Below are 24,959 nucleotides of genomic sequence, written 5' to 3' on the forward strand. Positions count from 1 at the left end.
TGCGACGCCCGGCACGATCCCCGGGCAGGCTCGCGCATGCGTACCGCTCGGACCAGGCAGGCTCGAGCGGTCGGGTGGACGCGTGCGGTGTCGGCGGCTCGGTGGTGAACGGCGGGTCGCCGCTGGCCGATTCAGCTGGGCGGCCGACCGGTCTCCGCCCCGAGAGTGCGGAGACCGGGGTGCCTCAATCTCCTGGCGTGTGACGGTCCGCCCGGTGATACACGGCGTCGGACGGCGCGAGCGGTTGGCGTCCGCGGACCCGGTCGGCGATCTTCTCGGCCATCATCATCACCGGGGCGTTGAGGTTGCCGGTGATGACCTTCGGCATGATCGACGCATCGGCGATGCGCAGACCGGCCACCGCGTTGGCCCGCCCCTCGCTGTCCACGACGGCGTCCGGGTCGGAGCCCATACGACACGATCCGGACGGGTGGTACGACGAGGCCGTGGACTTGCGGACGAACGCCTCGATGTCGCGGTCGCTGTCCATGTCAGGGCCGGGGTTGAGCTGCTGGGGATTGAACTGGGCGATGGCCGGCTGCCTGACGACGCGGTCCCGCATCAGCCTGATCCCGTCGATCATGTCCTGCATGTCCTGGCGCGACTCGTAGTGGTTGAAGACCGCTACCGGGGCGTCCGCCGGATTCGGGGAGCGCAAAGTGACCGTGCCCCGGCTCTCCGGGCGCGACAGGTCCATCCAGAACTGGAAACCGGGGATCGGCACCAGCTTGCCGTTCACGAGTTTCCGGGTCAGCGGCAGGAACTCGTACTGCATGTTGGGAAAGTCGACGTCGTCGCGGGTGCGCAGGAAGGCGCCCGCCTCGAAGAAGTTGGTGGTGCCCAGGCCCTTCCGCCGCAGCACCCAGTCCGCGCCGAGCTTGGCCCGGCCGAGCATGTGCAGCTCGGAGGTGAGCGAGTCCTCGTACCGCGTGCCGTACTGGAGGTCGATGCCCGGGTGGTTCTGGAGGTTCTGGCCGACTCCGGGCACGTTGGCCCGTACGGCGATGCCGTGCCGTCGGAGTTCCCCGGCGGGGCCGACGCCGGACAGCATCAGGAGCTTGGGCGTGTTCAACGCGCCTGCGCACAGCACGACTTCACGCTCGCAGTGGATTCTGCGAAGACTGCCCTGGGCGGCGACCTCGATGCCGACGGCGGTGCCGTTCTCGACGAGGACGCGGGTCACGAGCCGCTTGGGCAGCACCCGGAGGTTGGGCCGCCGCAGCGCCGGCCGGAGGTAGGCCCGGGAGGCGCTCATCCGGACCCCATTGTGGATGAAGGACTGCGCGACGTGGAAGCCCTCCTGCTTGTAACCGTTGTGGTCCGGGGTGACACCGAAGCCGGCCTGTTCGCCGGCGCGCAGGATCGCGCGGTAGAGCTTGTGCTCGGCGCGGGCGCGGCTGATGTGGACCGGCCCGTCGCCGCCCCGAAAGGAGTCGGGACCCTCCTCGAAGGTCTCCAGCTTGCGGAAGTACGGCAGGCAGTGGGCGTAGTCCCAGTCCTTGAGGCCGCCGTCGGCCCAGCCGTCGTAGTCCATCGGGTTGCCCCGGTTGTAGATCATGGCGTTGATCGACGAGGAGCCCCCGATGATCTTGCCAGCCTTCTCTTCCACGCGCTTGCCGTCGAGCTGCGGCTCGGGCCCGGACTGGTGCCCCCAGCCGATCTTCTTGTTCTGGTACACGAACGGCAAGGCCCCGGGCATCGTGATGAACATGCTGCGGTCGGAGCCTCCGGCCTCGACGAGCAGCACCTGGACCCCGGGATCTTCCGTCAGGCGGGAGGCGATGATGCAGCCGGTCGTGCCTGCACCGACGACGATGTAGTCGAACTTCGTGGTCAAGAGGTGCCTCCTTGGATGTTTCCCTGTTCGCGCAGCGGGGTTCCGTCGAGGCGGCGCTGCCGGCCGAAACGGGTGAGGTCGATGGATGAGTGGTGGCCGGTCGGGAGAGCTCGGCCCTGGCGAAGCCGCCTGCGGGTGCATGGAGAGGCCGTGATCCGAGAAGCCGGACAGGCGAAGGAAGTTGAGACGTTCGGCCCCGTGCGCCGCGACGAGAGTTCCGTCGACGTCGTACGGGAGGTGGCGGGCGGTGAACCGACCGTAAGCGGGGCGGGGGCGTGGTGGCATTCACGTCAGCGAGGAGAGATCCCCCGGACGCTCGACATCTGTCGAATCGATGGCAGGGTCAGCCTTCGGCCGCGCGGTAGGCGGCGAGCCAGAGGGCGAGTTGGAGGTTGGTGCGGGCCGGCCCGGAGCGCAGGTCGACGCCCGTCAGTTCGGTGACCTGGTTCAGGCGGTAGTAGAGCGTGGTCCGGTGTACGTGCAATTCCTGGGCAGCGGCGGCCACTTCACCGCCGTGGTCCAGGACGACACGGGCGGTCACGATCAGCTCGTCCCGAGGCTGCGTGGCGAGGACCGCGATGCCGGGATGGAGCTGCTCGGCGGTCAGGGAATCGGGGGCCTCGACGACGAGCCGCCAGGCACCCAGCGCGTCCCACGAGACCGATTCGAGCCGCGCGCCCGCGGCGACGCACCGAAGCGTCGCCGCCGCCCGGCGCACTGCCTCGCTCAACTCGACCAACGGAAGCGGGGCCCCACTCACAGCCGCGCGGGGCCGGCTTCCCGCGACATGTGCCGTCATGCCGTCGAGGAGTGGCCAGCCTCCTGGCCTGCCCGGCGCCTCGACCTGGATCTGGACCTCTGCAGGCACGTTTTCCAGGCGGGCGAGCTCGCGTGCGGCGTCCTGGTCCGGCCCCTGGAGCAGGCGGTCGATGAGGTCGTCCCGCTGCCGGGTGCGCTGTCGCGCCGACTCCTGGGCCTCGGCCAGGGTCTCCGCGGCGAGCTCGGCGCATTCCACGATCGCAGGCAGGTCGGCCTCGGTGATGGTTCCGTCGGGGTCGAGCACCCACAGCAGGCCGAGCGATCTGCCCTCGTACCGGAGCGGCATGCACCAGCGCGCCCACATGTCAGCCTCGGGGATCGCCGGGGTGTGCACCGGAGCGGTCGCCTGGCGAAGGCGGAGCCGCGGGACGACGGCCGCGGCGGACGGATCGACGCGGCGGTCGAGGATGGTCTTCAGACGGGCGCCGTCGACCGCGCCCGTCGTGCTCCACCAGACGGGAAGCTGGTCGATGTCCTCGATGAGCACCGACTGGCCGACCGACGACGCCAGCCGGTCGACCACGGCCTGCATGTCCGTCTGCTGCATTAAGCGCTCCAGTCCTCGTGACCTACCCGGCGGCGAGCTCGTCACCGCGGTTCGACAAGTGTAGAAACCGCAGTCGAAGATTCCACATCGCGGCTGAACTCTGAGACGGCCGCCGCTCCTAGGGTCGTGCCGTTCCCAACGACACCGTCATCGGAGCCTGCCATGACCGATATCGCCGCGGCACTCGCCGAGGTCCGCGCCGCCGCATACGACGTGCCGCACTTCATCGGAGGCCGCGAGGTACGCACCGGCCGTACCCAGCCCATCGTCACCCCGCACGAGCACGCTGTCCGGCTCGGTCAGGTGCACCGCGCCGCGGCCGAGCAGGTGTCGGAGGCGGCGCAGGCCGCGACCGAGGCCTCCCGCCGGTGGGGACGGCTCGGCCCGGACGAGCGCTCGGCACCGTTTCTGCGCGCGGCCGCCATGCTGGAGAGCGGTCCGTGGCGCGAGCGCCTCACAGCGGCCGCGATGCTCGAACTGTCCAAGACACGTGAGCAGGCCGAGGGTGACGCCGTCGGAGAGACGATCGCCTACATCCGCGCCAACGTCGCCAACATGCGAGCGATGTACGAGGTGCAGCCCTTCTCGCCGGAAGGCGTGAGCAACCATGTCGAGTACCGGCCGCTGGAGGGCTTCGTCCTCGCGGTCTCGCCGTTCAACTACGCTTCCACGAACAACCTTGCCTTCGCTCCGGCCCTCCTCGGCAACACGGTGGTGTGGAAGCCCGCCGAGAGCGGTGCGCTGACCGCGCATCTGACCCTTGAGCTGCTGCGCGAGGCGGGCCTCCCCGACGGCGTCGTCAACCTCGTCCACGGCAGCGGATCCGAGATCGGGCCGGCCGCTCTTGCCCACCGCGACCTCGCCGCGGTCCACTTCACCGGCTCCACCGGCACGTTCCAGCAGATTCTGCGGACGGTGGGGGAGAACGTCGAGAACTACCGCAACTACCCGCGCGTGGCGGGCGAGACGGGTGGCAAGGACTTCATCGTCGCCCACCCCTCGGCCGACCTCGACGCGCTGGCGGTGGCCTGTGTCCACGGCGCCTTCGACTACCAGGGGCAGAAGTGCTCCGCCCCGTCCCGGCTCTACATCCCGCGCAGCCTGTGGCCCGCCCTCAAGGAGCGGCTCGTCGAGCTGACCCGATGCCTCGTCGTCGGTGACCCGACCCTGCCCGGCACCCACCTCGGCGCGGTGATCACCGCTCGCCAGCACGCCAAGCACACCGAGGCCCTGGCCAGGGCGCGAGCCGCGAACCTGGTCGTCACAGGGGGCACCACCGACGACTCCACGGGCTGGTTCGTCGACCCGACGCTCCTCGAAGTCACGGACCCGCACTCGCCGTTCATGACGGAGGAACTGTTCGCGCCCGTCACAGCGGCGTACGTGTACGAGGACGCCGACTGGGAGAAGACCCTGCGGCTCGTGGACGAGTCCACCGCGTACGGCCTCACAGGAGCCGTCTTCGCCGAGGACGAGGCGGCCATCACACAGGCGGCCGACGCCCTGAAGTACACGGCCGGAAACTTCCACATCAACGACCGGCCCACCGGGGCCGTCATCGGCGAGCAGCCCTTCGGCGGCTCTCGCGCATCGGGGACCAACGACAAGGTGGGCACCGTGTGGAACCTGATCCGTTTCACCAGCCCGCTGACGGTCAAGCGGCCCGATCAACCGGTACGTGACCCGTGGCCGGTGGTCTGATTCGTCCGTCACGACGTTGTGGGCCGACAGCCCGGGGGACTGTCGGCCCACATTCGTGGCTGCTCCCGGGCCCGTGGACAGCGGGGCCCGCACGAGACCGTCCGAAGCCCGCTCGTCAGAGCTCGGCGGGACCCGTGGGGCGCAGCGTCTCGGGCATGGCGAGGATCGAGATCAGCCCCACCACGCTGAGCAGCATGAGGTACCCGGCGACGCTCCACGGCTCGTGCCCCGTCCAGGCGAGCAGCGCTGCGGCCACGAGCGGCGCGGTACCGCCGATCAGTGCCGCGGGGATCTCCCGGGACACCGCGATGCCGCTCCAGCGGAATCGGGTCGGGAAGATCTCGGCGAGCATTGCCCCGGACGTGCCGACTGTCGCGCCCTGCACGATGCCGATGCCCAGCAACATCGCGAGCCCCACCAGCCACGGCGAGCGGGTCTCCAGGAGCCAGAACATCGGGAACGGGAAGGCGATGCCGAACAGGGCGCCGAACACGAGAACCGGCTTGCGGCCCACCCTGTCGGCGAGACGACCGAAACCGAGGAGAGCGGGAATGGTCAGGAACGTCGTGGCCAGCAGGCCGAGCAGGGCCTGCTGGGACGGTACGCCAAGGGTGTCGATGACATAGGAAAGCACGAACACCTGCACCACGTAGTACCAGGGCAGGATGAAGCTGAAGACGCCCATGGCACAGAGCACGTGCCGCCCGTGGTGTCTGAACACCTGTAGGACCGGGGCGCGTTCGGCCTCGCCGGACTGCCGGGCTTTCTGGAACGCGGTGGTCTCGGCGACACGCAGCCGCAGGTAGGCGGCGACCACGACGATCACGGCGCTCGCGAGGAACGGCAGGCGCCACCCCCAGGCCAGGAAGGCCTCCTCCGGCATCGCGGACAACGCGGTGAACGCGACGGTCGCGATGCCGGTACCGATGTAGATGGCGGCGCTCGGGTAGCTCGCACTCAACGCGCCCCGACGGCTGTCGGATCGCTCCGCGACCATGGTGATCGCGCCGGCGAACTCCGCTCCCGCACCGGCTCCTTGGACACAGCGCAACAGGACCAGGAGGACCGGTGCCCAGATGCCGATGGCGTCGGCGGTGGGGAGCGCGCCGATCAAGGTGGTCGAGACACCCATGAGTATCAGCGTCACCAGCATCATGGGTTTGCGGCCCAGGCGGTCACCGAAGTGCGCGAACACCAGCCCGCCCAGCGGCCGTACGCCGAGACCCACCGCGAACGTGCCAAGCGCGGCAAGGACACCCCCGAGGGATCCGGCTCCCGGAAAGTACAGCGGCGCGAATACCAAGGCTGCGGCGAGGCCGTACAGGGCGAAGTCATACCACTCGATCACGGTGCCGGCGACGATCGCTGCGATGGTGCGCCTGCGCTGGATCCTCGCCGTCGTGGCCGAGTCGACAACGGGGCTGCCGGGTCTCGGAGACGATGTGGCTCGGCTGTCGGTCATCTGGTCTCTCCCTGATGTGTCCGTGGAGCTCGGTGGCTGCCGTCACGTCCGGTCGGGCCGTCCCGATGCTCATCCGAAGGGGCGGTGGTCCCGGGCCGGCAGCGGCGTGCGAGCAGGTTCGCGAGTGCCCAGTCCTGGGCGGCCACACCGACGGACTTGAACACCGTCCGTCCAGAGCGTGGGGGCACCCCCTCGGCGAGGGCCGTTCCCAACTCCAGGAGGTCGCCCCGGGTGATGGCTCCGGCGTCGAGTGCGTGCAGGATCTCCCCGGACTCCTCCAGAGCAGAGGCGAGTTCGTCGATCACCACGGTGGCGTCCGCCAGCAGCTCGTCAGGCAGCTCACGCATCGTCGGACGAAACGCCCCGATCGCGTTCACATGGGTGTGCTCGGCGAGCGAGTCGAGCGCGAACAGCGGCGACGTCGAAGGAGTGGCGCAGCAGACGAGGTCGACGCCGCGTACCTCCGTGTCCGGGACGCTGCCGACGGTGACCTTGTCGATCTGCAGCTCGTCCCCAAGGGTTTGGGCCAGTGCGTCGGCGCGGTCCTGGTCGAGGTCCACGATCCGCAGCGCCGTGAGGGGGCGTACGGCATGCACGGCGCGGACCTGGTCGGCCGCCTGGGCGCCCGCGCCGATCAGGGTGCAGGTGGCGGCCTCCGGGGGTGCGAGCAAGTCGGTGGCCACGCCGACGACGGCACCGGTGCGCATCGTCGTGACCACCGCCGCGTCGGCCACGAGGTGGTCGGCGTGCTGGAAGTCGTGCCAGACCACGGTGCCGGCGGTGGAGGGGCGGCGGTCGAAGTTGGCGCTCAGCGACTTGACCACCATGGTCGCCGTGGGGCGGTGCTGGGCGGACATGACGAGGAACGCGCCGTCGCGCAGCGGCGTACGGGGCGGCATCTCGAACTCGCCCCGGCGGAGCGCATGGAAGGCGTTCCTGACCGCGTCGACCGCGTCGCCCATCGGAACGAGTGAGCGAACGCTCTCGGGGTCGAGAGTCTGCAGGGTCATGGTCTCTCCTCGCCCGCGCCGGGAGCGCGGGCCGTCGACGGTCAGGGGTAGGGAGGGTGTCTGTCAGTAGCCGGACCAGATGTCGCCGATGGTGAAGCCCGTCGGGAACGGGTCCGTCGGGTCGAGCACATAGTTGGCGAACCCGGTGATCCAGCCGTGCCCGGTGATCTCCGGAACCACGGCCGTGACGTCGCCGAGCTGGACCGTGTCGACCAACTTGCCGGTGAACACAGTGTCGGTGACGCTCTCGTGCCGGTATTCCTCGTTCAGGCCGAGCTCGCCACGGGCGTACAGCGCCGCCATACGCGCGGAGGTTCCGGTGCCGCAGGGAGAGCGGTCGATGCAGCCGGTGAAACTGCCCGGGCGGGTCCAGTCGGGTACGCCGGTCGGCATGGTCACCGTGTTGCGGCGGTGGTTGTCCGGGCTGTGGGCCGGCGCGGACAGCTGGGAGACCGTCACCCCGGGGTACGAGTCGACCAGGGGGTGCTTGACCGGGTGCTGCTCGGCCGTGGCCAGCCGCAGCATCTCGCCGATCCGGACGATGTCGTGACCCTCGTCCGGAGTGAGCTTCAGCCCGACTTGCGAGGCGTCGGCGATCACATAGAACATGCCGCCCCAGGCCACATCGGCGCGGACGGTGCCGATCTCGGGGATCTCGACGGGGACGTCGAGGAGAGCGGCGAACGCCGGGACGTTGCGGAAGGTGATCGACACGGCCTTGCCGTGGTCCACCTCGGCGGTGATCTCGATGAGGCCGCCGGGGGCTTCGAGGGTGAACTTGGTGACCGGTTCCGTCACTTCGACCATGCCGGTCTCGACCAGCGCGGTGGCGACGCAGATGGTGTTGGTGCCGGACATGGCCGGGTACTCGAAGTGCTCCATGATGACGTAGCCGAAGTCGGCCGCGGGGTTGTTCGACGGCAGCACCAGGTTGCAGCACGAACCGGGATAACCGCGGGGCTCGCGCAGCATGAGCTTGCGGAGGTCGTCGCAGTGCTGCTCGATGTAGTGGGCCTTGTCGAGCATCGTCTCGCCCGGTACGTCACTGACCCCACCGGTGATGACGCGTCCGGGCAGACCGTCGGCATGGACGTCGACGGCGGTGATCATCCTGTTGAGTCGCACAACTGGTGCCTTTCGTCGGGGCATGAGGTTGGACTGATTGGTGCGGTCCGGTTCTTGGCGACGCTTGACGTCCCTTGCTGGACTGGGAGTTGGGCGCTCGCCGGAAGCTAGAGGGCAGGGGTGCCCTGGATCGTCGCGGTGTGCGGTGCCCCTTGCCGGACCCTGTCCTGCAGGCTCGTCGTGGCGTCGATGATCTGCTGCAGTTCGTCGGTGCGCGTCCCACTGCGCACCGCCCAGAGGTAGCTGCCGATCGCAACGAGGGCGATTAGGGCGACGTCGATCCCGTGGCCGAGACGGGGCTCGGCGTGCGGGCCGTAAGGACCCAGGTAGGCGAGCAGCATCACCGCGAGGAGCGACGGCACGATCCACAGGCCGGAGGCGAGGTGGCGTCGGCCGGTGGCGGTGCTGATGGCCCACAGCACGGCCAGGTACGCGGCGATGCAGGTGACCATTGCGCCGAAGTAGACCGGGAAGGACCAGCCTCCCGGGGTCTGCTTCATGTCGGGAGTCAGCAGCCAGCCACCACCCACGGCGACGGAGAGCCATCCTGTGGTGAACGCCACGGCCAGGACTCGGCCGGTGGTCGACGGGGTCCAACCGTTCTGGACACTGGTGTATCCGCCGTAGATGGGCAGGGCCAGGAACACCAGTGTCATGACGTTGACGAGCGTGATCCAGCCCGCGAAGTAGATCAGCAGCATGCTTGCGACATAGCCGGCGATGCTCCACGTCCTGACCCACTTGATGCGGACCGGACGCGGCAGCTCCGGCGCCACGCGTCGGAGCACCATCGTGACGGGGCCCGCCATCAGATACCCGAGGACGAGCGCGGTCGAGACCATGCCGACGAACTGGTACCAACTCGGCACCGGCAGCAGGAACAGCAGACCCACGGACGACGTGCCCACCAACGCGATCCAGGGCACGCCGAACCGGTTCATCCGCCGGAGCCAGGTAGGGAGTTCACCGTTCACAGAGACCGAGTAGGCGATCCGTGCCGCGCCACCGGTGAATACCCAGCCCGTCGCCGCCGGCGACAGCGCGGCGTCCGTGATCAGCAGGGTCGTGAACCATGCGAACCCTGCTGCAGCCACCGCGTTGAGCAGCGGCGAGGCCGCCCAGGAGCTGGTGAGCAGCCCGTTCCAGTCGCCGGGGGCGAGGCCGGCGTCGCTCCAGTCCAAGGCGCCGAGCAGACCGACCTGGAGGCTCACGTACATCACGGTGGGAATCAGCAACCCGCCCACGACCAGTGCGATGGGGATGTCGCGTCGCGGGTTGCGCGCCTCGCCACCGAAGTCGAGGATCTGTCGAACTCCCGTGTAAGCGAAGACGATTCCGCCGGTCGAGATCGCCCCGAGGATCGCGCCGTACCCCTGCGGGGCGAATCCGCCCGCCATGGTGAAGTTCGAGGACTTGAACGTGAGCAGCATCAGGACCGCAGTCACGAGCGGAACGACGATCTTCCAGATGGTGATGTACTTGTTCGACTCGCTGAGCAGCTTGACGCCGAACACGTTCAGCAGGAAGAAGCCGAACAGCAACACCACGCCGGTGAGGATGCCGACCGGCCAGGTCAGCATCGTGACCCCGGCCTTCTCGGCGACGAGCCCGAGACCGGACCAGTGTCCGCCCACGTACGTCAGCACGGCCTGCACCTCGATCACCGGCAGCGCGATCATGGCGATGAGATAGCCCCAGCCGTTGAACCAGCTCAGGAACGGGCCGTGGGTGAGGCGCGGGTAGCGCACCGCCGCGCCGGAGCGCGGCAGCATCGTGCCGAGCTCCATCCAGTTCACGGCGATCACGCCGAAGAACACCGATGCGGCGATCCACGAGACGATCGAGGCGGGGCCTGCCATGGAGGCGGCTGCGAGGGTGGCAAGGAGCCAGGACGATCCGACCTGGATGCTGACGGCGATCGAGATCAGGCCCCAGAGACCGATGTTCCGCTTGAGGTCGGCGTCGCTTGCCTCGAATGAACCGAGTGCTGCTCCGCCTGAATTGGCAGCCATATCCTTGGCCTCTCATGAAACGACCGTTATTGGTCGCTGGATCTCTGTGGTGGTGCGGTCGGCAGGTGCGCCATGTGCGCCGTTGCTGTGTGTGCTGCTCCGCGCCGACGGCGGCAGTTTCAGCAGAAGTTGACGCTCAGTACGTGCGCGATCCGCGATAGGGCCGACCCAATGCAGGCCGACGATGTGCAGGCGTGTCCGGCTTCCCGGAAAGAGGACTGGCAGGCTGTCGCTGCACCTGGCGGTGATGGCAACGACTCTACGAACAGGTCCGGACGCTGGCCGAACGCGCCGGCAAGCTCACTTCGTAGGAGGACAACCTGTCCTTCCACTGCGCTGTCGCCGCGGCGACCCACAACTTCGTAGTTGAGCGGCTGGTGCGCCAACAGGCGGAGGTGGCCGGCGAATTGCATCAGCGCGAGCACGACGGCAACCCCGATGAACTGGACCGCATGCGGACGGAGCATCTGGCCATCGCCGAGGCGATCGCGGCTCGAGACGCCACGACCGCCCGCGACCTCATGCAGCAGCACCTTCGCGGCACGCGGCACGCCGTCCTCTCGCAGGAGAAGGAGGAAACCCGCCCGGATCAGGGGCCGTAGACGAGCAGGGTGACCGCACCCTCCGTGCTGCCCGTCGCGTGGCCGGCTCCCGGCTGCCGGACGACGTGATCGCCGACGCGGTAGGTCTGCGTCTGGTCGTAGAACGAACCCTCCAGGACGTAGACCTGCTCGGTCTGATCGTGGGCGTGGGTGTCGGCGAAGGCGCCCGGGTCCACCTTCATCAACAGGGTCCGGGCGCCGGTCTCCTGGTCCTTGTGGAGCATCTTGAGCCAGAATCCGGGAGCGCCGCCGTCCTCCCATTCCAATTCGGTGGACTTCACTACGGGGAACGTCTGAGGGCTGTCGTCGTGGCTCGCGGCCTGGAAGATCTCGGGCATGACGGATTTTCTCCGTGCTCTCTCGGTATGCGGGGTGGTGGGTGTTGGGAGAAGAGTGGTGGACGTGCTCAGAGTTCCGCCGTCCATGGACGGACGGCCTTTTCGTTCTGGTCGACCCAGCGGCGGACGGCTTCCTGCTCCTTTCCCCTGCCGGCATCCGTGATCTCCAGCTCCAGGGAGCCGATCTCTTCAGGGGTCATATGGAATTTCGCCAGTGCTCTGCTCACGGGTCCGTTCCGGGAAACGAACCGCTTGCTGCCGATGACCTTGAGAACGTCACTTCCGCCGAAACTCCCCTCGGGGTCCTTCAGGAGCCGCATCGGATACTTGGCGAAGGCCCAATGAGGCTTCCAGAGGGTCACCGCTATCGGTTCCTTCTTGCTCAGCGCCTTGTCCAGCGCGGCGAGCATGGCCGGCGTACTGCCGTCGACAATTTCGTAGCCCTGCAATTCGTAGTCACCGACGGCGTTCTCGTGGATGAAGCGCATCAGGCCGGAACCGGCTTCGATCCCGATGATCCGTCCCCCGAGTTCCGCCTCCCGGCCTTTCAACTCGTCGGTGGAGCGCACTGGAACATACGTAGGGACGGCGATTCCCTGGATGACGTGGTCGAGCCACTGCCCGACCACGGCGAAGTCCTTGCCGAAGCGGTCCCAGTAGTCGGCATGGATCTGGGGCGTCGCGGCCATGAAGACGTCGAGCTGGCCGCTTGCCACACCGGCGTAGAGCGCAGCGGCCTCCAGATTCATGAGCTGGACGCGATAGCCTTTCCGCTCGAGCAGTTCCTTCCACAGGTAGCTGTTGGCGATGTTCTCGTCCCAGCCGATATAGCCGATGACGACGGTCCTGCTGTCGCCCCTGTTGCCGTCGTAGACGGCCTGGGGGTTGCCGCTGCATCCCACTGTCCCGGCTGCCACAGCGGCAGCCGCGAGACCCAGCGCCGTTCTGCGGGTGACGGCGTGTGCCATGGGTAACTCCTTACGGATCGACCCTGCGTACCGGCAGGTCTGCCGCCGGAGAGCGAAGCTCAGCCGACGAGGTTGGATTGTCTGTGGGAGGGGCCGGACACCTCGGGCTGGGCCTCCGCCGAGGGAACGGGGCAGCGTGCGGCGCGCTTCGGTCGTGGGAACGATCCGGTTAGGCGGTCCAGGAAGACGGCCAAGAAGACGACGCTCAGGCCGGCTTCGAAGCCGGAGGCGATGTCGAGGCGGCTGACGCCCTGGACGACGACCTCGCCGAGCCCGCCGGCGCCGACCATGCCGCAGATGACGACCATCGAAAGCGCCATCATGATCACCTGGTTCAGGCCGGCCGTGATGGACGGGATGGCCAGGGGCAGTTGGACCTGGCGCAGGACCTGGCTCGGCCGGGCTCCGAACGCAACCGACGCTTCGACGATCTCCTTGTCGACCTGGCGCACCCCGAGTTCGGTGAGCCGCACGGCCGGTGGGATTGAGAAGATGAAGGTGGCGACGATGGCGGGAACGGCGCCGATGCCGAAGAGGAAGACGGCCGGGATGAGGTAGACGAAGACCGGCAGGGTCTGCATGAAGTCGAGAACCGGGCGCACGGTCGTGCTCGCGAAGGGGCTGCGCGCGGTCCAGATCCCCGCCGGAATGCCGACGGCGATCGCCAGGACCGCCGCCACGAGTACCACGGCAAGCGTGTTCATGGCCGCCTGCCAGAGCCCCATGTCCTGGACCAGCAGAAGGCCGAGCGCGGTGAAGACGGCGAAGCCGACGCCGCGGGCCCACCAAGCGAGGACTGCCGAAGCAAGGGTGACGACCAGGGAGGCCGGGGCCGTCAGTACGTACAGAACAGCGTTGACCAGCTCCAGCATGACCGAGCCGACCAGGTCGAAGACGGGAGCGCCGTTGTCCTGCAGCCACTGGATGGCCGTGGTGACGGTTTCGCCGACCGGAAGGTCAAACACGGGCGTTCCTCCCGTGGGTGCCGAGAGCGTTGAGCAGAGCGGACCGAGGGATGACGCCGATGAGCTGCTTCTGGTCGTCGGTGACTGCCAGAGGAACGGGACGGCCGCCGACGCGGGTACACAGTTCGATCAGGGGGGTGTCGGGCGCGACGTGCTCGCACGTATCGAGCGGCACGTCAGCCATGGAGGTGCGGCCCTCCCGGACGGCCCGGGAGATCTCGAGTTCCCGGGCGACACCAAGCACAGCGCCGGTGCCGTCCAGGACGAACACAGCATGCAGGTCCGTACTCTCGAGCCGGTGCCCGACGTCCTCCGGCTTGTCCCCGACGCAGGCGGTCAGCTGTGGTTCACACATGACGTGGCGTGCTGAGACGATCCGCGAGCGATCGACGTCGGCGACGAAGTCGGCCACGTAGTCGTCCGCCGGGGCGGTCAGGATCTCCGAAGTCCCGCCCAACTGCACGGCCTTGCCGTCCCGCATGATCATCACCCGGTGGCCAAGGTGCATGGCCTCATTGAGGTCATGCGTGACGAACACGATGGTCTTGTGGAGCTCGGCCTGAAGCTCGAGCAGCAGCTCCTGCATGTCACGCCGGATCAGAGGGTCCAGGGCGCTGAAAGGCTCGTCCATGAGGAGAATGTCGGCGTCAGTGGCCAACGCGCGGGCCAGGCCCACTCGTTGACGCATGCCGCCGGACAGTTCCGAGGGCAGAACATCGCCCCAGCTGCCGAGCCCCACCACTTCCAGGGCCTCACGGGCCTGCCGGAAGCGTTCCTTCTCCGTCACGTCACGGACCTGAAGCCCGTACGCCGCGTTCTCCACGACTGTTCGGTGGGGAAGCAGACCGAAGTGCTGGAAGACCATGTTGACAGTGCGGTTGCGCAGCTCCCGCAACTCGACGTCGTTCATGTCCAGGACGCTGCGGCCACCGATCCGCAGGGCGCCGGCGGTCGGTTCCACGAGCCGGTTGAGCATGCGCAGCAGCGTGGACTTTCCCGATCCCGACAAGCCCATGATGACGAAGAGTTCGCCGTCGGCGACCTCGAAGCTGACGTCGTCGACCGCGGGCGCTGAGGGCGGATCGGCCGGGGCACGACGGCCCCAGGGACGCTGTGTGCTGCTCGGTGAGGGATTCTTCTCGTAGATCTTTCTCAGTCCGACGGCTTCGATCATGCCGGTCACCTCCAGTGGGCGGGGAACGATCGGGAAGGGCACAGCCGGAAGGCATCGACGGCGGCGTGTGCGCTCGCCTGCTGACCTGCATCGCCGTTCCGGACAGGCGGGTGGACGCCGCGGGGCGCGCGGATGGGTGTGGTCCGAGGGGAGAGATGCGAAGGGTGGTTGTTCTCTCCTGGGGTGATGGAACGAACGGGGCGCGGTGTGGCGCGTTCGTCGGGAGGTTGCCGTACTCGTCGACCTGGCGTCCGGCGTCCGGCTCCCTCCGCGGGATGCAGACCATGGTGGTGCAGGTGCTCAGCAATGCGCCTCGACACTTGTCGGAGATGCCGACGCCCCTTGCGACAGTTGTCGCAACCAGGGAGGCGGCTGCGTACAGGCAGGCGGCGTTCGGTAGATGTGCTCTGTGCCCGCGCTCAATCCACTGGTGCAGCTGGGGCCCTTCAGCCGCCGACTGTCGTGTACTCCCCGTGCCCGGAGCGTACTTCGGTGTCCTCGGGCAGAGTCAGCACGGTCGTCCGGATCTACTCGATGATGGTGTCGAAGGACGAGTACGACCGGCCGGTGGCACCGGGGCCGCCCCGGAAGAGAGTGTCCCCCGGTGAAGACGATGCCGAGTTCCGGCGCGTGCAGGCAGGACGAGCCCGGCGAATGGCCGGGGGTTCGCAGTACCCGCATGTCTGTGCCGCCGACGGTCAACTCCTGGCCGTGGCACAGCTCTTGGTTCGGCTTGCGGTCCGGCCATGTCATCTTCCAGAGGGGACTCCTTCGGCCGGGTCGAGCAGGATGGGGGCGGAGAACCGATCAGCCAATACGGGTGCCTGGTTGATGTGGTCATCGTGCGCGTGTGTGCACACGATCGCCTTTACCCGGCGGTCCCCCACCCCGGCGGCGAGGTGTCGGCGTCATGGGCGGCGTCGATCACGATCACCTCGGAGTCGTCACCCACCACCCAGACGTTGTTGTCGACGGTGAAGCTCTCGTCGTCGAGGTTGAACGTGCCGGAGGTGAGGACGCGATCGACGGGGCCGGGCATCACAGGACCACCACCGAGCGGAGCACGTCACGGCCTGCATCTTCGAGAGGGCCTGCTCGACGGCTTCGATCCCGATCTCCTCCGTGACGAACTTGTCGAGCGGCAACCGTCCTTGCAGGTACAGGTCCACGTACGTCGGGAAGTCCCGGCTGGGCAGGCAGTCCCCGTACCAGGACGACTTGAGCGCACCACCGCGGCCGAAGTGCTCGGTCAGCGGGATCTCCGGGGCCATGAGCTCCGGCGTCGGGACACCGACGAGGACCACGGTGCCGGCCAGGTCACGGACGAAGAGGCCTTCTTGTAGGTCTCCGGACGACCCACTGGTCGATGACGACATCCGCGCCGTGATCGCCGGTAGCGGCGCGGATCGCCTCGACCGGCTCGGCGTCCGTGGCGTCGACGGTGTGCGTGGCGCCGAACTTCTGGGCCCACTTGACCTTCCGCGGGTCGGTGTCGACCGCGATGATGGTGGCCGCACCGGCGAGCTTCGCTCCGGCGACAGCGGCATTGCCCACGCCGCCGCAGCCGATCACGGCGACGGAGTCGCCGCGCCCGACCTGGCCGGTATTGACGCCGCCCCTAGGCCGGCCATCACGCCGCAGCCGAGCAGACCGCCACGGCCGCTGGCGCCTCCGAGTCCCCCTTGGTGCGCTGGCCCGCCGCGACGAGGGTCTTCTCCGCGAACGCCCCGATCCCCAGAGCCTGGGACAACTCGGTCCCGTCGGTGAGTGTCATCTTCTGCTTCGCGTTGTGCGTGTCGAAGCAGTACTGCGGTTTGCCCCTCCGGGATGCGCGGCAAGTGCCACACACGGCACGCCAGTTCAGAACGACGTAGTCTCCGGGCTCCAGATCGGTGACGTCCGCACCGACGGCTTCGACGATCCCGGCGGCCTCGTGCCCGAGCAGGAACGGGAACTCGTCGCGGATGCCGCCCTGGCGGTAGTGCAGGTCGGTGTGGCACACCCCGCAGGCCTGCACCTTCACCACGGCTTCGCCCGGCCCAGGGTCGGGCACGACGATCGTCTCCAGTCTGATCGGTTGGCCCTTGGCGTGGGCGACGACGGCCTGTACCTGCTGGGGCATGGCCTTTCCTCACGGTAGGTGTGGCTCTGGGGAGTGGGAGGCCGTGTGACTCACGGAGCGAGGGAACGGCTCTGGCGGCCGGCCGACGGGTGCGACGGCTGTGACTGCTGCCCGGCGACTTCGCCGGGTGCGGTGCCCAGGGCGGCCGCTTCGTGCAGGGTGAGACCGCGGGTCTCGGGCGCCCAGAGGACGGAGATCACTGCGCCGGCCAGGCTGACCGCGGCGGCGGCGAGCATGGTGCCGCCGATTCCCCAGCCGGTCAGGGCCACAGGTACGAGATACGTGCCGGCGGCGGCCCCGATACGGCTCAGCGAAGAGGCCAGTCCGACCGCGGAGCCGCGTACTTCGGTCGGGAACAGCTCGTTGGGGTAGAGCCACTGCAACACCTGCGTGCCGCCGATGACGACCGCGTACCCGGCGAAGAGAACCATGACCACGGCGGCGGGGGCGGTGGGGAAGAGGCCCAGGACGAGCAGTGCGAGGCTCGACCACAGGAAGCTGTGGATCAGCAGGGTGCGGCGGCCCAGTCGGTTGACGAGCGGCATGGCGATCAGACAGCCCACCAGGAACATCACCGTGATCAGAGCCGATCCGACATGGGCGAGCCCGCCTTCCAGATGGAGCGCACCGAGGATCGTCGGCCCGAAGGCGTAGATGGCGAAGAGCGGTACGACAGCACAGGTCCAGAAGCCCGAGACGAACAGCATCCGCCCGCCGTAGCCGGAACGCAGAATGGCCTTCAGGTCGACGTTCTCGCGCTGCTCCTCGGGCAGGTCGCCGATGCCGACCCCGGGGCCGTACACCTTACGGAGCACCTTCTCGGCTTCCTGTACCCGGCCCTTCTTCAGCAGCCAGCGCGGAGACTCGGGCGTGCCCAGGCGCAGCAGGACGATCAGAGTGCCGGGGAGTGCGGCGCTGGCGAGCATCCACCGCCAGGCGTCGTCGCCCAGGGCCAGCAGCAGCTCGCCGACAACGTAGGCCACGGCGGCCCCTACGAACCACATGACGCTCAGGGCGCTGAGCAGAGGGCCGCGGTAGCGGCGCGGGGTGAACTCGGCGAGCAGCGAGGTGGCGATGGGGTAGTCCGCGCCGACCGCCATGCCGATGAGCAGTCGCAGGACGAACAACCACACCGGGTCGGTCGCCCAGAACTGGGCGACCGAGCAGACGATGATGGCGATCAGGTCTATGGTGTACAGGACTTGGCGTCCGAACTTGTCCGTCAGCCAGCCGCCCGCGAACCCGCCGAGGAAGATCCCGATGAGCGCGGAGGCCCCGATCAGGCCCTGGGCTGAGGCCGAGAGGTCCAGCTGCGGGGTGATCTGCACCATGGCGACGCCGATGATGCTGAGGACGTAGCCGTCGAGGAAGGGGCCTCCGGAGGAGTACAGCGCGAGTTTCTTGTGAAATCTGGACAGAGGTGCGTCGTCCAGTACGTGCGTGGTCATCACGGCCTCCGGCATTCGGCGAGCTGCGGTTGTGGGTTTCCTGGACGGGTCGGCTGCGCGGCAACGGGGAGCAAAGGTCCTCAGGAGGACCCGAGGACGAGCCTCAGACGGACAGGGCGATCCGGCGAGCGTCGTACATCGCCGCGTGGATGTTGCGACCGGCCACGGCATCGCCGACGCGGAACAACTGGTAGCTCCCGTCAGGGTTGTTGACTGTCGTCTGCGGTGCTACGGCGGCGAGTGCGTCCAGGTCGGTCTCGCCGAGGTTCCTTGACGCGTCCCTGAGCTGCAGGTAGACGTCGTCGTTGGGCAACGTGCCGTGCTCGACCACGACTTGGTCCACCAACCGCTCCACCAGCTCGCCGGTGTAGGCGTTGTGCAGCACGGCGACGAGCCCGTCGCTGGCCCGGCGGACCTCGCGCAGCCGGTGGTCCGGGGTGAGCCGCACACCTGCCGCGTAGAACGTCTTCAGGTACGCGGGGTACAGCGTGCCCTGCACCTCGTGGCCCACCACGCGGTCGGGGGTGACGATCTCCACCTCGGAATCCGCCTCGACGAGTCGCTCCGCGGTGGACAGGGCCTGATCGCTGCCGTGGTCGTCGAAGACCAGCACGCGTCGGCCCTTCGCGGATTCACAGCCGCTGAGGATGTCCCACGTCGAGACGGTGAGGTCTTCCCCGGCCTTGAGGGGCGGCGATGCGGGCAGCCCACCCGTCGCGGTGATCACGATGTCCGGGTCGAGCGCGCGTACGTCGACGGCGTCCGCGTAGCTGTTCCGCCGCACGGTCACACCGAGCCTGCGGGCCTCCGCCTCCAGCCAGTTGACGATGCTCAGCAGTTCCTTCTGCCGCTCGTTCGCCCGCGCGGCGAGCTGTATCTGGCCGCCCAGCTGGTCAGAGGCCTCGAACAGGGTCACCTCGTGCCCACTCTCGGCGCAGACGCGGGCCGCCTCGAGGCCGGCCGGCCCGCCGCCGATGACCACGACCCGCTTGCGGCGCTCGGCCGGCGGCGCGATGTGCGGGATCAGGTGCTCGCGGCCGGTGGCCGGGTTGTGCAGGCACAGCGCGTCGAGCCCGACGTAGATCCGGTTGAGGCAGTACGAGGCACCGACACAGGGACGGATCCGGTCCTCCTCGCCCGCCTCGAGCTTCTTCACGATGTGCGGGTCCGCCATGTGCGCGCGCACCATGCCGACCAGGTCGAGGCAGCCCTCCCGCAGCGCGTGGCGTGCGGTGGGCAGATCGGCTATGCGACCCGCATGGATGATCGGCAGACCGACTTTCTCCTTGAACGACTTGACGAGGTCCAGGTACCCGCCGAGCGGAGAACCGAGCGGCTGGATCTGACGGGCGAGCTCCAGGTCCGTCGTCGCCGAACCCGCCGTCAGGGAAAGGAAGTCGACGAGCCCGGACTCGGCCAGGCGCTGCCCGATGCTGATCGCGTCCTCGGAGGTGAGGCCGCCTTCGGCCCGGTCGTCGGCGCTCATACGCAGGCCGACGATGTAGTCGTCGCCGACCGCGGCGCGGACCGACTCCAGGACTTCGAACAGGAACCGGAGTCGGTTGTCGAGGCTGCCCCCGTAGCGGTCGCTGCGCTGGTTCATGCGCGGCGACCAGAACTGGTCGATGAGTTGTCCGCCGTGGGCGCTGACTTCGATGCCGTCCAGTCCGCCGAGCTTGCACCGCCGCGCCGCTTCGCCGTACGCGCGGACGGTGCGGCGGATGTCGAAGTCCTCCATCTCCTTGGGGAAACTCCGGTGCGCGGGCTCGCGCAGGGGCGACGCGGAGAGCGTGGGCAGCCAGTGGGCGGTGTCCCACTCGGTGCGGCGCCCCATGTGCGTGATCTGGCTCATGACGGCCCCGCCGTGGGCATGCACACGGTCGGCAAGCTCGCGGAGGTACGGGATGATCGCGTCGTCGCTGAGGTCGAGCTGGCCGAACGTGGACGGGGAGTCGATCGCCACGTTGGCCGAGCCGCCGATCATCGTGAGCGCGATGCCGCCCTCGGCCTTCTCCTCGTGGTAGCGCTGGTACCGCAGCTTCGGGAGGCCATCCTCGGCGTACGCGGGCTCATGGCTGGTGCTGACGATGCGGTTGCGCAGCTGCAGATGCTTGAGCTGGAACGGCTGGAGCAGAGGGTCAACGGTTCCGAATGTCATCGGCACGCCCTTCCAGTGTCGTTCAGAGATGGTCCGCACACATGGCTGTCGCTGATCGAGTCCGCACTCCGGCTCTCGCAGAGGAGGGACAGAGGGCTGATCGCCTTGAGCGGATAGCCACGGAGTATGTGAGCGTGCGGGAGTTGTTGACAAGGAACTGCACCCAGCCTGCGGAAAGTTGTTCAAGAAGAGGCCAAAGTTCGACTGCATTCATGCACTGGGCATGCTGGCCGATAAGCATCTTCATGTGGGGCTTCGGGGTTGCTGGAATGCGGCTCAACAAATGCCTCACATGCTCGTGCGTAGCGTCCGTGACATCTGGCGTCGGCCGGTGCGCTCGTCGGCGGTCACCCCCTGTTCGGCCAAGTGCCTGTCGCTGCCCCACAGTTCGGTGTGCCTGCCCGGGCCAGGGCATGACGAAGCGGCACGCCGACGGCTTCCCGTCGACGCGCCGGGGTATGGCTGCCCGCCGGTTGTGCATGCGTAGTGCCCCGGCCGCTCGTGGGTGGTGGCGACCGGGGCGTTTCCCGCTCGGGCAACGGCGCTTGGAACCGAGCGGTGTCAGAGGGAGGTGTGCCGAACGTTCCTCTAGATCATCATCTCGGGTCGGTCGACGGGCCCGTCAGCGAAGCGGGACAGGCGGAAGGTGTCGATGGCCCGGGAGGTCGTGCCGGTCAGTGACAGGTCCGCAGCGATCTCGCCGAGTGCCGGGCCGAGCGTGAAACCGTGGCCGGAGAGCCCTGTGATGACGGTGAGACCCGAGGGCCCGGAACCGCTGTCGATGACGGGCAGCCCGTCAGGCGTCATGTCCACCAGGCCTCCCCAGTAGCGGCAGACGCTAGCCCCGCGCAGTTCGGGGATGACGCGTGCGAGGCGGTCGAGGGAAGAATCGACCAGGGGGCGGTCGACCGCGGGTTCCGGAGAGGTGTGGGGGACGAGCCGGGTGTCGAGTGTGGCGCGGTGCCGGAGCTGTTCCAGGACGCGCCGGGTGTCCAGATTCAGCTTGAGATTCTTGCGGAAGGACATGGCGCGGGGCAGCCAGTAACGCAGCCCGTTGCAGTCGGCCAGGGAAACGTCGTGCATGACCTTGGCGTTGAGGCCCGCGCTCACCACCACCTGCCCGCCAGGGCGTTGCCGAGCCCCGAATCCGAAGGCGCGAATGGTCTGGGTGAACAGCGGCTTGACCGGCTCGGTCTCCAGCTCGGACATGATCACCGGCATGATCGGGACTTTGACCCCGACGGTTCTGGCGAGGTACGGAGTCCACACACCGGCGGCCACGACGACCGCGCCGGTCTGGATCGTGCCGTGAGTGGTGTGCACGCCGGTGATGCGACCGCCCGCTTCGAGGAGCTGGGTGACCTTGACCCCGTACGCGATGTGGGCACCGGCCCGACCGGCGCGGCGGGCGTAGTGCTCGGTGCCCTTCTCGGGCTGGCAATGGGCGTCCACCGGGCTCCACATGGCGCCGAGGAACGGGCCGGTGGCGCACGGCATGATCTCGCGGGTCTGGTCTGCGTCGAGGAGTTCGACGGTGGTCAGGCCCGCCTGGTGCGCCTCCTCCACGAGGTGCCGCAGGACGGGCAGTTCCTCGTCGCTGGTACGGAAGTACAGGTTGCCGCCGGTGACCAGCTCGAAGTCACCCTCCTCGGAGGCCTCGGTCCACAATCTGAGCGCTTCTTGCGCGAGGGGGAACTCGGCGCCGTGGCGGCCCTGGACGCGCAGGGAGCCCTGGGCACGCCCGGAACCCTCCCGCGCAGGTCCGCTCTCCTTGTCGAGCAGCACGACGCTCGCGCCACGGGCCGCGACCGCCGCCGCGGTGGCCGCTCCGGTGATTCCGCTGCCGACGACGACCACATCGGCGGTGCTGGGAAGGGACATGTGCGTGGTCCTCCTGGGTGCAGCACAAGACGTGCAGGGGGCAGAACGGGCAGGGGCAGAGAAAGGGGCGTACGGGCCGGGACGTACGGGCGCGATCAGGCGAGCGTGCGCGCGTCGAGCCGGCGCAACTCCTTCTCGTCGACGGTGAACCCGAGCCCCGGACCCTCTGGCACGGCGATGTGTCCGTCGACGACCTCGACCTGCTGGTCGGTGATCTGCTGGCGGTACTTTAGCGGGCCCATCAGGTAGGACGGGTAGGCAAGTTGAGGCAGTGCGGCGGCCAGATGCAGGCCCATGGCGGTGGCGACGCCCATTTCAATGACACTGCCGACCATCAGGCCCACCCCACTGGCGTGGGCGATCTGAGCGGCCTGCAGCGCGGCGGTGGGCCCGCCGAGCTTGGAGTGGCCGACGTTGACGACCGTCGCAGAACGCTCTCGTACGACAGTGGCTGCGTCGGCGACCGTACGGACGGCCTCGTCGGCGGCGATGTCCACGCGCAGGTAACCGGCCAGCCGGCTCTGAAACGCGGCGGCGGCCGGCGGGAGCGGCTGCTCCAGCATGCTCAGTCCGATCTCCTCGACCCGAGGTAGGGCGCGGATCAGGTCGCTGGGCGACCACATCGTGTTGATGTCCACGAGCAGCCGGGCGTCTGGACCGACCGCTTCCCGGACGGCCTGGAGCCGGTCGAGGTCGTTGTCGATGTCGCCACGCCCCGCGTACAGCTTGAGCCACCGGTAGGTCTCGCGCTGCTGCAGCGCGGTCTCGACCATCTTCTGCGGGTCCTCGTCCCATCCGACGGATCCGTGCACCTCGGTGCGGTCGCGAAAGGCACCGCCGAGGAGGGTGTGCACGGGTACGTCCAGAGCCCGTCCGAGCAGGTCCAGAAGCGCGGTGTCCACGGCTGCCGTGGTGAACGGAGCGGACTTGAGCACCCGTGCCAGGTCGTGCAGGAGCGGCAGACGGTGTTCGGGGTCGCGGCCGATGAGCACCGGTGAGACCCGCTCCTCCACCAGCTCGACGATCGACTTCTGCGTCTCGCTGGTGAAGGCGGGCACCGGGCAGGCCTCGCCGTATCCAACCGGTCCCTCGTCGGTGCGGATGATGACGACGACGTTCGGGGAGGTGGTGCGGTCAGTGGTGCCGAAGCGGAACGTCGACTTGAACGATGCGGCTACGGGTACTGCTTCGATGGAATGAATCTTCATGACGGTACGGCTCCTGTTCTCACAATTCCTTTGCAGGAGTGCGCGATATGGGGGCGAACGATCGGGAGGGTTCAGCGCTGCTGAGCCGGCGCCGCCTGGTCGGAACGCGGAATATCGGTGGTATCCCAGTCGTCCAGGCAGAGGAGGGTGTTGTCGGGGCACAGCGCGTACGGACGCCCGTCCGTGACGAAGACGCCCGAAGGCCTGCTGCTCAGAAGACAGGCGGCGACGAAGGCGCCGACGATGCGAGGTACGTCGCACACGGCGCCGATGCGGAACAGGGACTGCGACTCCGCCGTCACCTCGTCGCCGCCCGCCCGGAGCACGATCTGCTGTTCCGGAGCGATGGCTCGGGCGGCCACAGCGACGGCGATGTTCTCCAGGCCGTCGGAGGACACGGCGGCGAGCGCCCGCGCGCGGGTCACGCCCACCCGCTTCAGGAGGAAGCGGTCGCCTCCCCGGCCCTGGACGACGGGGATGTTCAGGGCCTTGGCCAGCGGAAGACAGGCTGCGGCCGGATCGCGCTCCAGGGCCACGACTCGGACACCCAGGGCCCGGAGCTGGATGCTCAGCCGCAGCCCGACCTGGCCGAGGCCGACGACGATGACGTGGTGGTGGCGGGGGATGGAACGGGCCCCGAGGATGCTGGTCATCCGGTGCCCGGTCAGGCGGTCCACGAGGCTCGCGGTGAACAGTGCCGCGAGGGCGAGCACCGTGAGCATGGAGGCGGTGGTGAGCACCTTGTACCAGCTGGGTGCGTGCTCGGCGGCGGGTGATGTGCCGGTGGTGGTGAGGGTGCGGGTCGCATTCCACAGGGCCTCCGGCCAGTGCTCGTGCAGGACGACGACACCGAGCACGGTGTCGAGGGCGAGCACGCCCAACAACCCTACGAACGTGGCGAGGAGGATCTTGGCGGAGCTGCCGAGCGAGCGGATCCAGCCCAACGGGTCCGTCCGGGACCGGACGGCCCCGCCAGCTGTGAGCGCGCGGCGGGACAGCCGTTCCCATCCGGTCGGCCCGTCGACGGCCCGGACGCCGAGAACGGTGTCGCCAGCCGGTTGCAGCATCGCGTACCGCGGATCGAGACAACTGGCAAGCAGGCTGGGGACGATGGCGTCTGTCGTACTGAGCACCGTGCAGTTCGGCACGGTGCGGGCCACCTCGTCCGCGACCGTCCGGTCGAAGATGGTCACCACGAGACGGACGCCCGGAGTGATGTGCTCCACCAGCAGGGCGTAGCGCAGGGCCACGATGTCGTCGCGGGAGACGACGGCGACGGCGTCGGGACGCGTACGCAGAGCGTGGCGTAGTGCCTCGTCGTCGGGGCGAGAGAGGCGGTGCGGGACGCTGCCCCACTGTGTGACGCAGCGTGTGGCCCAGCGCCCCTGGTCCTCGTCGTCCTCGATGATCACTACGTGCTGGCCGAGGCGAGGGCGGTACGGTGATGGTGAGGGCATCTCAGGTCAGCCCTTGCCGGCCTTGATCTCGTCGATGAGCTGGGGAAGTACCTCGAAGAGGTCGCCGACGAGGCCGTAGTCGGCGAGTTCGAAGATCGGTGCCTCCTCGTCCTTGTTGACTGCCA

Annotated in this window: 17 protein-coding genes and 3 pseudogenes; 2 read left to right on the forward strand and 18 right to left on the reverse strand. The window is 68.4% G+C overall.

All coding sequences use genetic code 11. The features are described from left to right. Positions 1-184: 184 nt before the first annotated feature. A complete protein-coding gene (locus RCO28_RS37405; protein ID WP_308945850.1) occupies positions 185-1,837 on the reverse strand; it encodes a choline dehydrogenase in 1,653 nt (550 codons plus the stop codon). A 343-nt stretch (positions 1,838-2,180) separates the two neighbouring features. Further along, positions 2,181-3,203 (reverse strand): helix-turn-helix domain-containing protein, encoded by a 1,023-nt coding sequence (locus RCO28_RS37410; RefSeq protein WP_308945851.1) that lies wholly within the window; start codon positions 3,201-3,203, stop codon positions 2,181-2,183. Between the two features lie 162 nt (positions 3,204-3,365). Between RCO28_RS37410 and RCO28_RS37415 the strand changes: the two genes are divergently transcribed. Further along, positions 3,366-4,904, forward strand: coding sequence for an aldehyde dehydrogenase family protein (locus RCO28_RS37415; RefSeq protein ID WP_308945852.1), 1,539 nt, complete (start codon positions 3,366-3,368; stop codon positions 4,902-4,904). Positions 4,905-5,019: 115 nt separating this feature from the next. On the opposite strand, the gene RCO28_RS37420 is transcribed toward RCO28_RS37415, so the two are convergent. The 4 genes from RCO28_RS37420 to RCO28_RS37435 form a co-directional block, all read right to left on the reverse strand. Next, entirely contained in the window at positions 5,020-6,366 is a 1,347-nt protein-coding gene (locus RCO28_RS37420; RefSeq protein WP_308945853.1) for an MFS transporter, read from the reverse strand. Then, a complete protein-coding gene (locus RCO28_RS37425; protein WP_308945854.1) occupies positions 6,363-7,376 on the reverse strand; it encodes an ornithine cyclodeaminase family protein in 1,014 nt (337 codons plus the stop codon). Before RCO28_RS37425 ends, RCO28_RS37420 begins: the two co-directional genes overlap by 4 nt. Before the next feature lie 63 nt (positions 7,377-7,439). After that, on the reverse strand, positions 7,440-8,501 hold the full coding sequence (locus RCO28_RS37430; RefSeq protein ID WP_308945855.1) for a proline racemase family protein: 1,062 nt from the start codon (positions 8,499-8,501) through the stop codon (positions 7,440-7,442). Positions 8,502-8,608: 107 nt separating this feature from the next. After that, positions 8,609-10,513 (reverse strand): APC family permease, encoded by a 1,905-nt coding sequence (locus tag RCO28_RS37435; protein WP_308945856.1) that lies wholly within the window; start codon positions 10,511-10,513, stop codon positions 8,609-8,611. Positions 10,514-10,833: 320 nt separating this feature from the next. On the opposite strand from RCO28_RS37435, the gene RCO28_RS37440 reads away from it, so the two are divergent. Further along, positions 10,834-11,115 carry an FCD domain-containing protein gene (locus RCO28_RS37440; RefSeq protein ID WP_308945867.1) on the forward strand — a complete coding sequence of 94 codons (282 nt, stop codon included), beginning with the start codon at positions 10,834-10,836 and terminating at the stop codon, positions 11,113-11,115. Here RCO28_RS37440 and RCO28_RS37445 read toward each other — a convergent pair. From RCO28_RS37445 to RCO28_RS37500, 12 genes and pseudogenes are all read right to left on the reverse strand, one after another. Beyond that, positions 11,103-11,453, reverse strand: a complete 351-nt coding sequence (locus RCO28_RS37445; RefSeq protein WP_308945857.1) for a cupin domain-containing protein — start codon at positions 11,451-11,453, stop codon at positions 11,103-11,105. The two genes, RCO28_RS37440 and RCO28_RS37445, sit on opposite strands and share 13 nt — an antisense overlap. Before the next feature lie 68 nt (positions 11,454-11,521). After that, on the reverse strand, positions 11,522-12,421 hold the full coding sequence (locus RCO28_RS37450; protein ID WP_308945858.1) for a glycine betaine ABC transporter substrate-binding protein: 900 nt from the start codon (positions 12,419-12,421) through the stop codon (positions 11,522-11,524). Positions 12,422-12,480: 59 nt separating this feature from the next. Continuing rightward, positions 12,481-13,386: an ABC transporter permease subunit gene (locus RCO28_RS37455; protein ID WP_308945859.1), complete on the reverse strand. Its 906-nt coding sequence runs from the start codon at positions 13,384-13,386 to the stop codon at positions 12,481-12,483. Next, positions 13,379-14,560: a betaine/proline/choline family ABC transporter ATP-binding protein gene (locus tag RCO28_RS37460; protein WP_308945860.1), complete on the reverse strand. Its 1,182-nt coding sequence runs from the start codon at positions 14,558-14,560 to the stop codon at positions 13,379-13,381. Before RCO28_RS37460 ends, RCO28_RS37455 begins: the two co-directional genes overlap by 8 nt. Positions 14,561-14,969: 409 nt before the next feature. Further along, positions 14,970-15,599, reverse strand: a pseudogene (locus tag RCO28_RS37465) (MBL fold metallo-hydrolase); the annotation flags it as partial. Continuing rightward, a pseudogene (locus RCO28_RS37470) lies at positions 15,599-16,682 on the reverse strand (S-(hydroxymethyl)mycothiol dehydrogenase). The pseudogenes RCO28_RS37465 and RCO28_RS37470, both read right to left, overlap by 1 nt. 50 nt (positions 16,683-16,732) lie before the next feature. Beyond that, positions 16,733-18,130, reverse strand: a complete 1,398-nt coding sequence (locus RCO28_RS37475) for an MFS transporter (RefSeq protein ID WP_308945861.1) — start codon at positions 18,128-18,130, stop codon at positions 16,733-16,735. Between the two features lie 103 nt (positions 18,131-18,233). After that, positions 18,234-20,288: an FAD-dependent oxidoreductase gene (locus tag RCO28_RS37480; protein ID WP_308945862.1), complete on the reverse strand. Its 2,055-nt coding sequence runs from the start codon at positions 20,286-20,288 to the stop codon at positions 18,234-18,236. Between the two features lie 588 nt (positions 20,289-20,876). Beyond that, positions 20,877-22,169, reverse strand: coding sequence for an FAD-binding oxidoreductase (locus RCO28_RS37485; RefSeq protein ID WP_308945863.1), 1,293 nt, complete (start codon positions 22,167-22,169; stop codon positions 20,877-20,879). Positions 22,170-22,264: 95 nt separating this feature from the next. Next, the gene (locus tag RCO28_RS37490) at positions 22,265-23,377 is read right to left on the reverse strand and encodes an enolase C-terminal domain-like protein (RefSeq protein WP_308945864.1); all 1,113 of its coding nucleotides are present in this window, start codon (positions 23,375-23,377) and stop codon (positions 22,265-22,267) included. 71 nt (positions 23,378-23,448) lie between these two features. Beyond that, positions 23,449-24,834, reverse strand: coding sequence for an NAD-binding protein (locus RCO28_RS37495; protein ID WP_308945865.1), 1,386 nt, complete (start codon positions 24,832-24,834; stop codon positions 23,449-23,451). 6 nt (positions 24,835-24,840) lie between these two features. Beyond that, a pseudogene (locus tag RCO28_RS37500) lies at positions 24,841-24,959 on the reverse strand (electron transfer flavoprotein subunit alpha/FixB family protein); the annotation flags it as partial.

Origin of the sequence: Streptomyces sp. LHD-70, from assembly GCF_031157275.1 — a bacterium.
Lineage (GTDB): Bacteria > Actinomycetota > Actinomycetes > Streptomycetales > Streptomycetaceae > Streptomyces.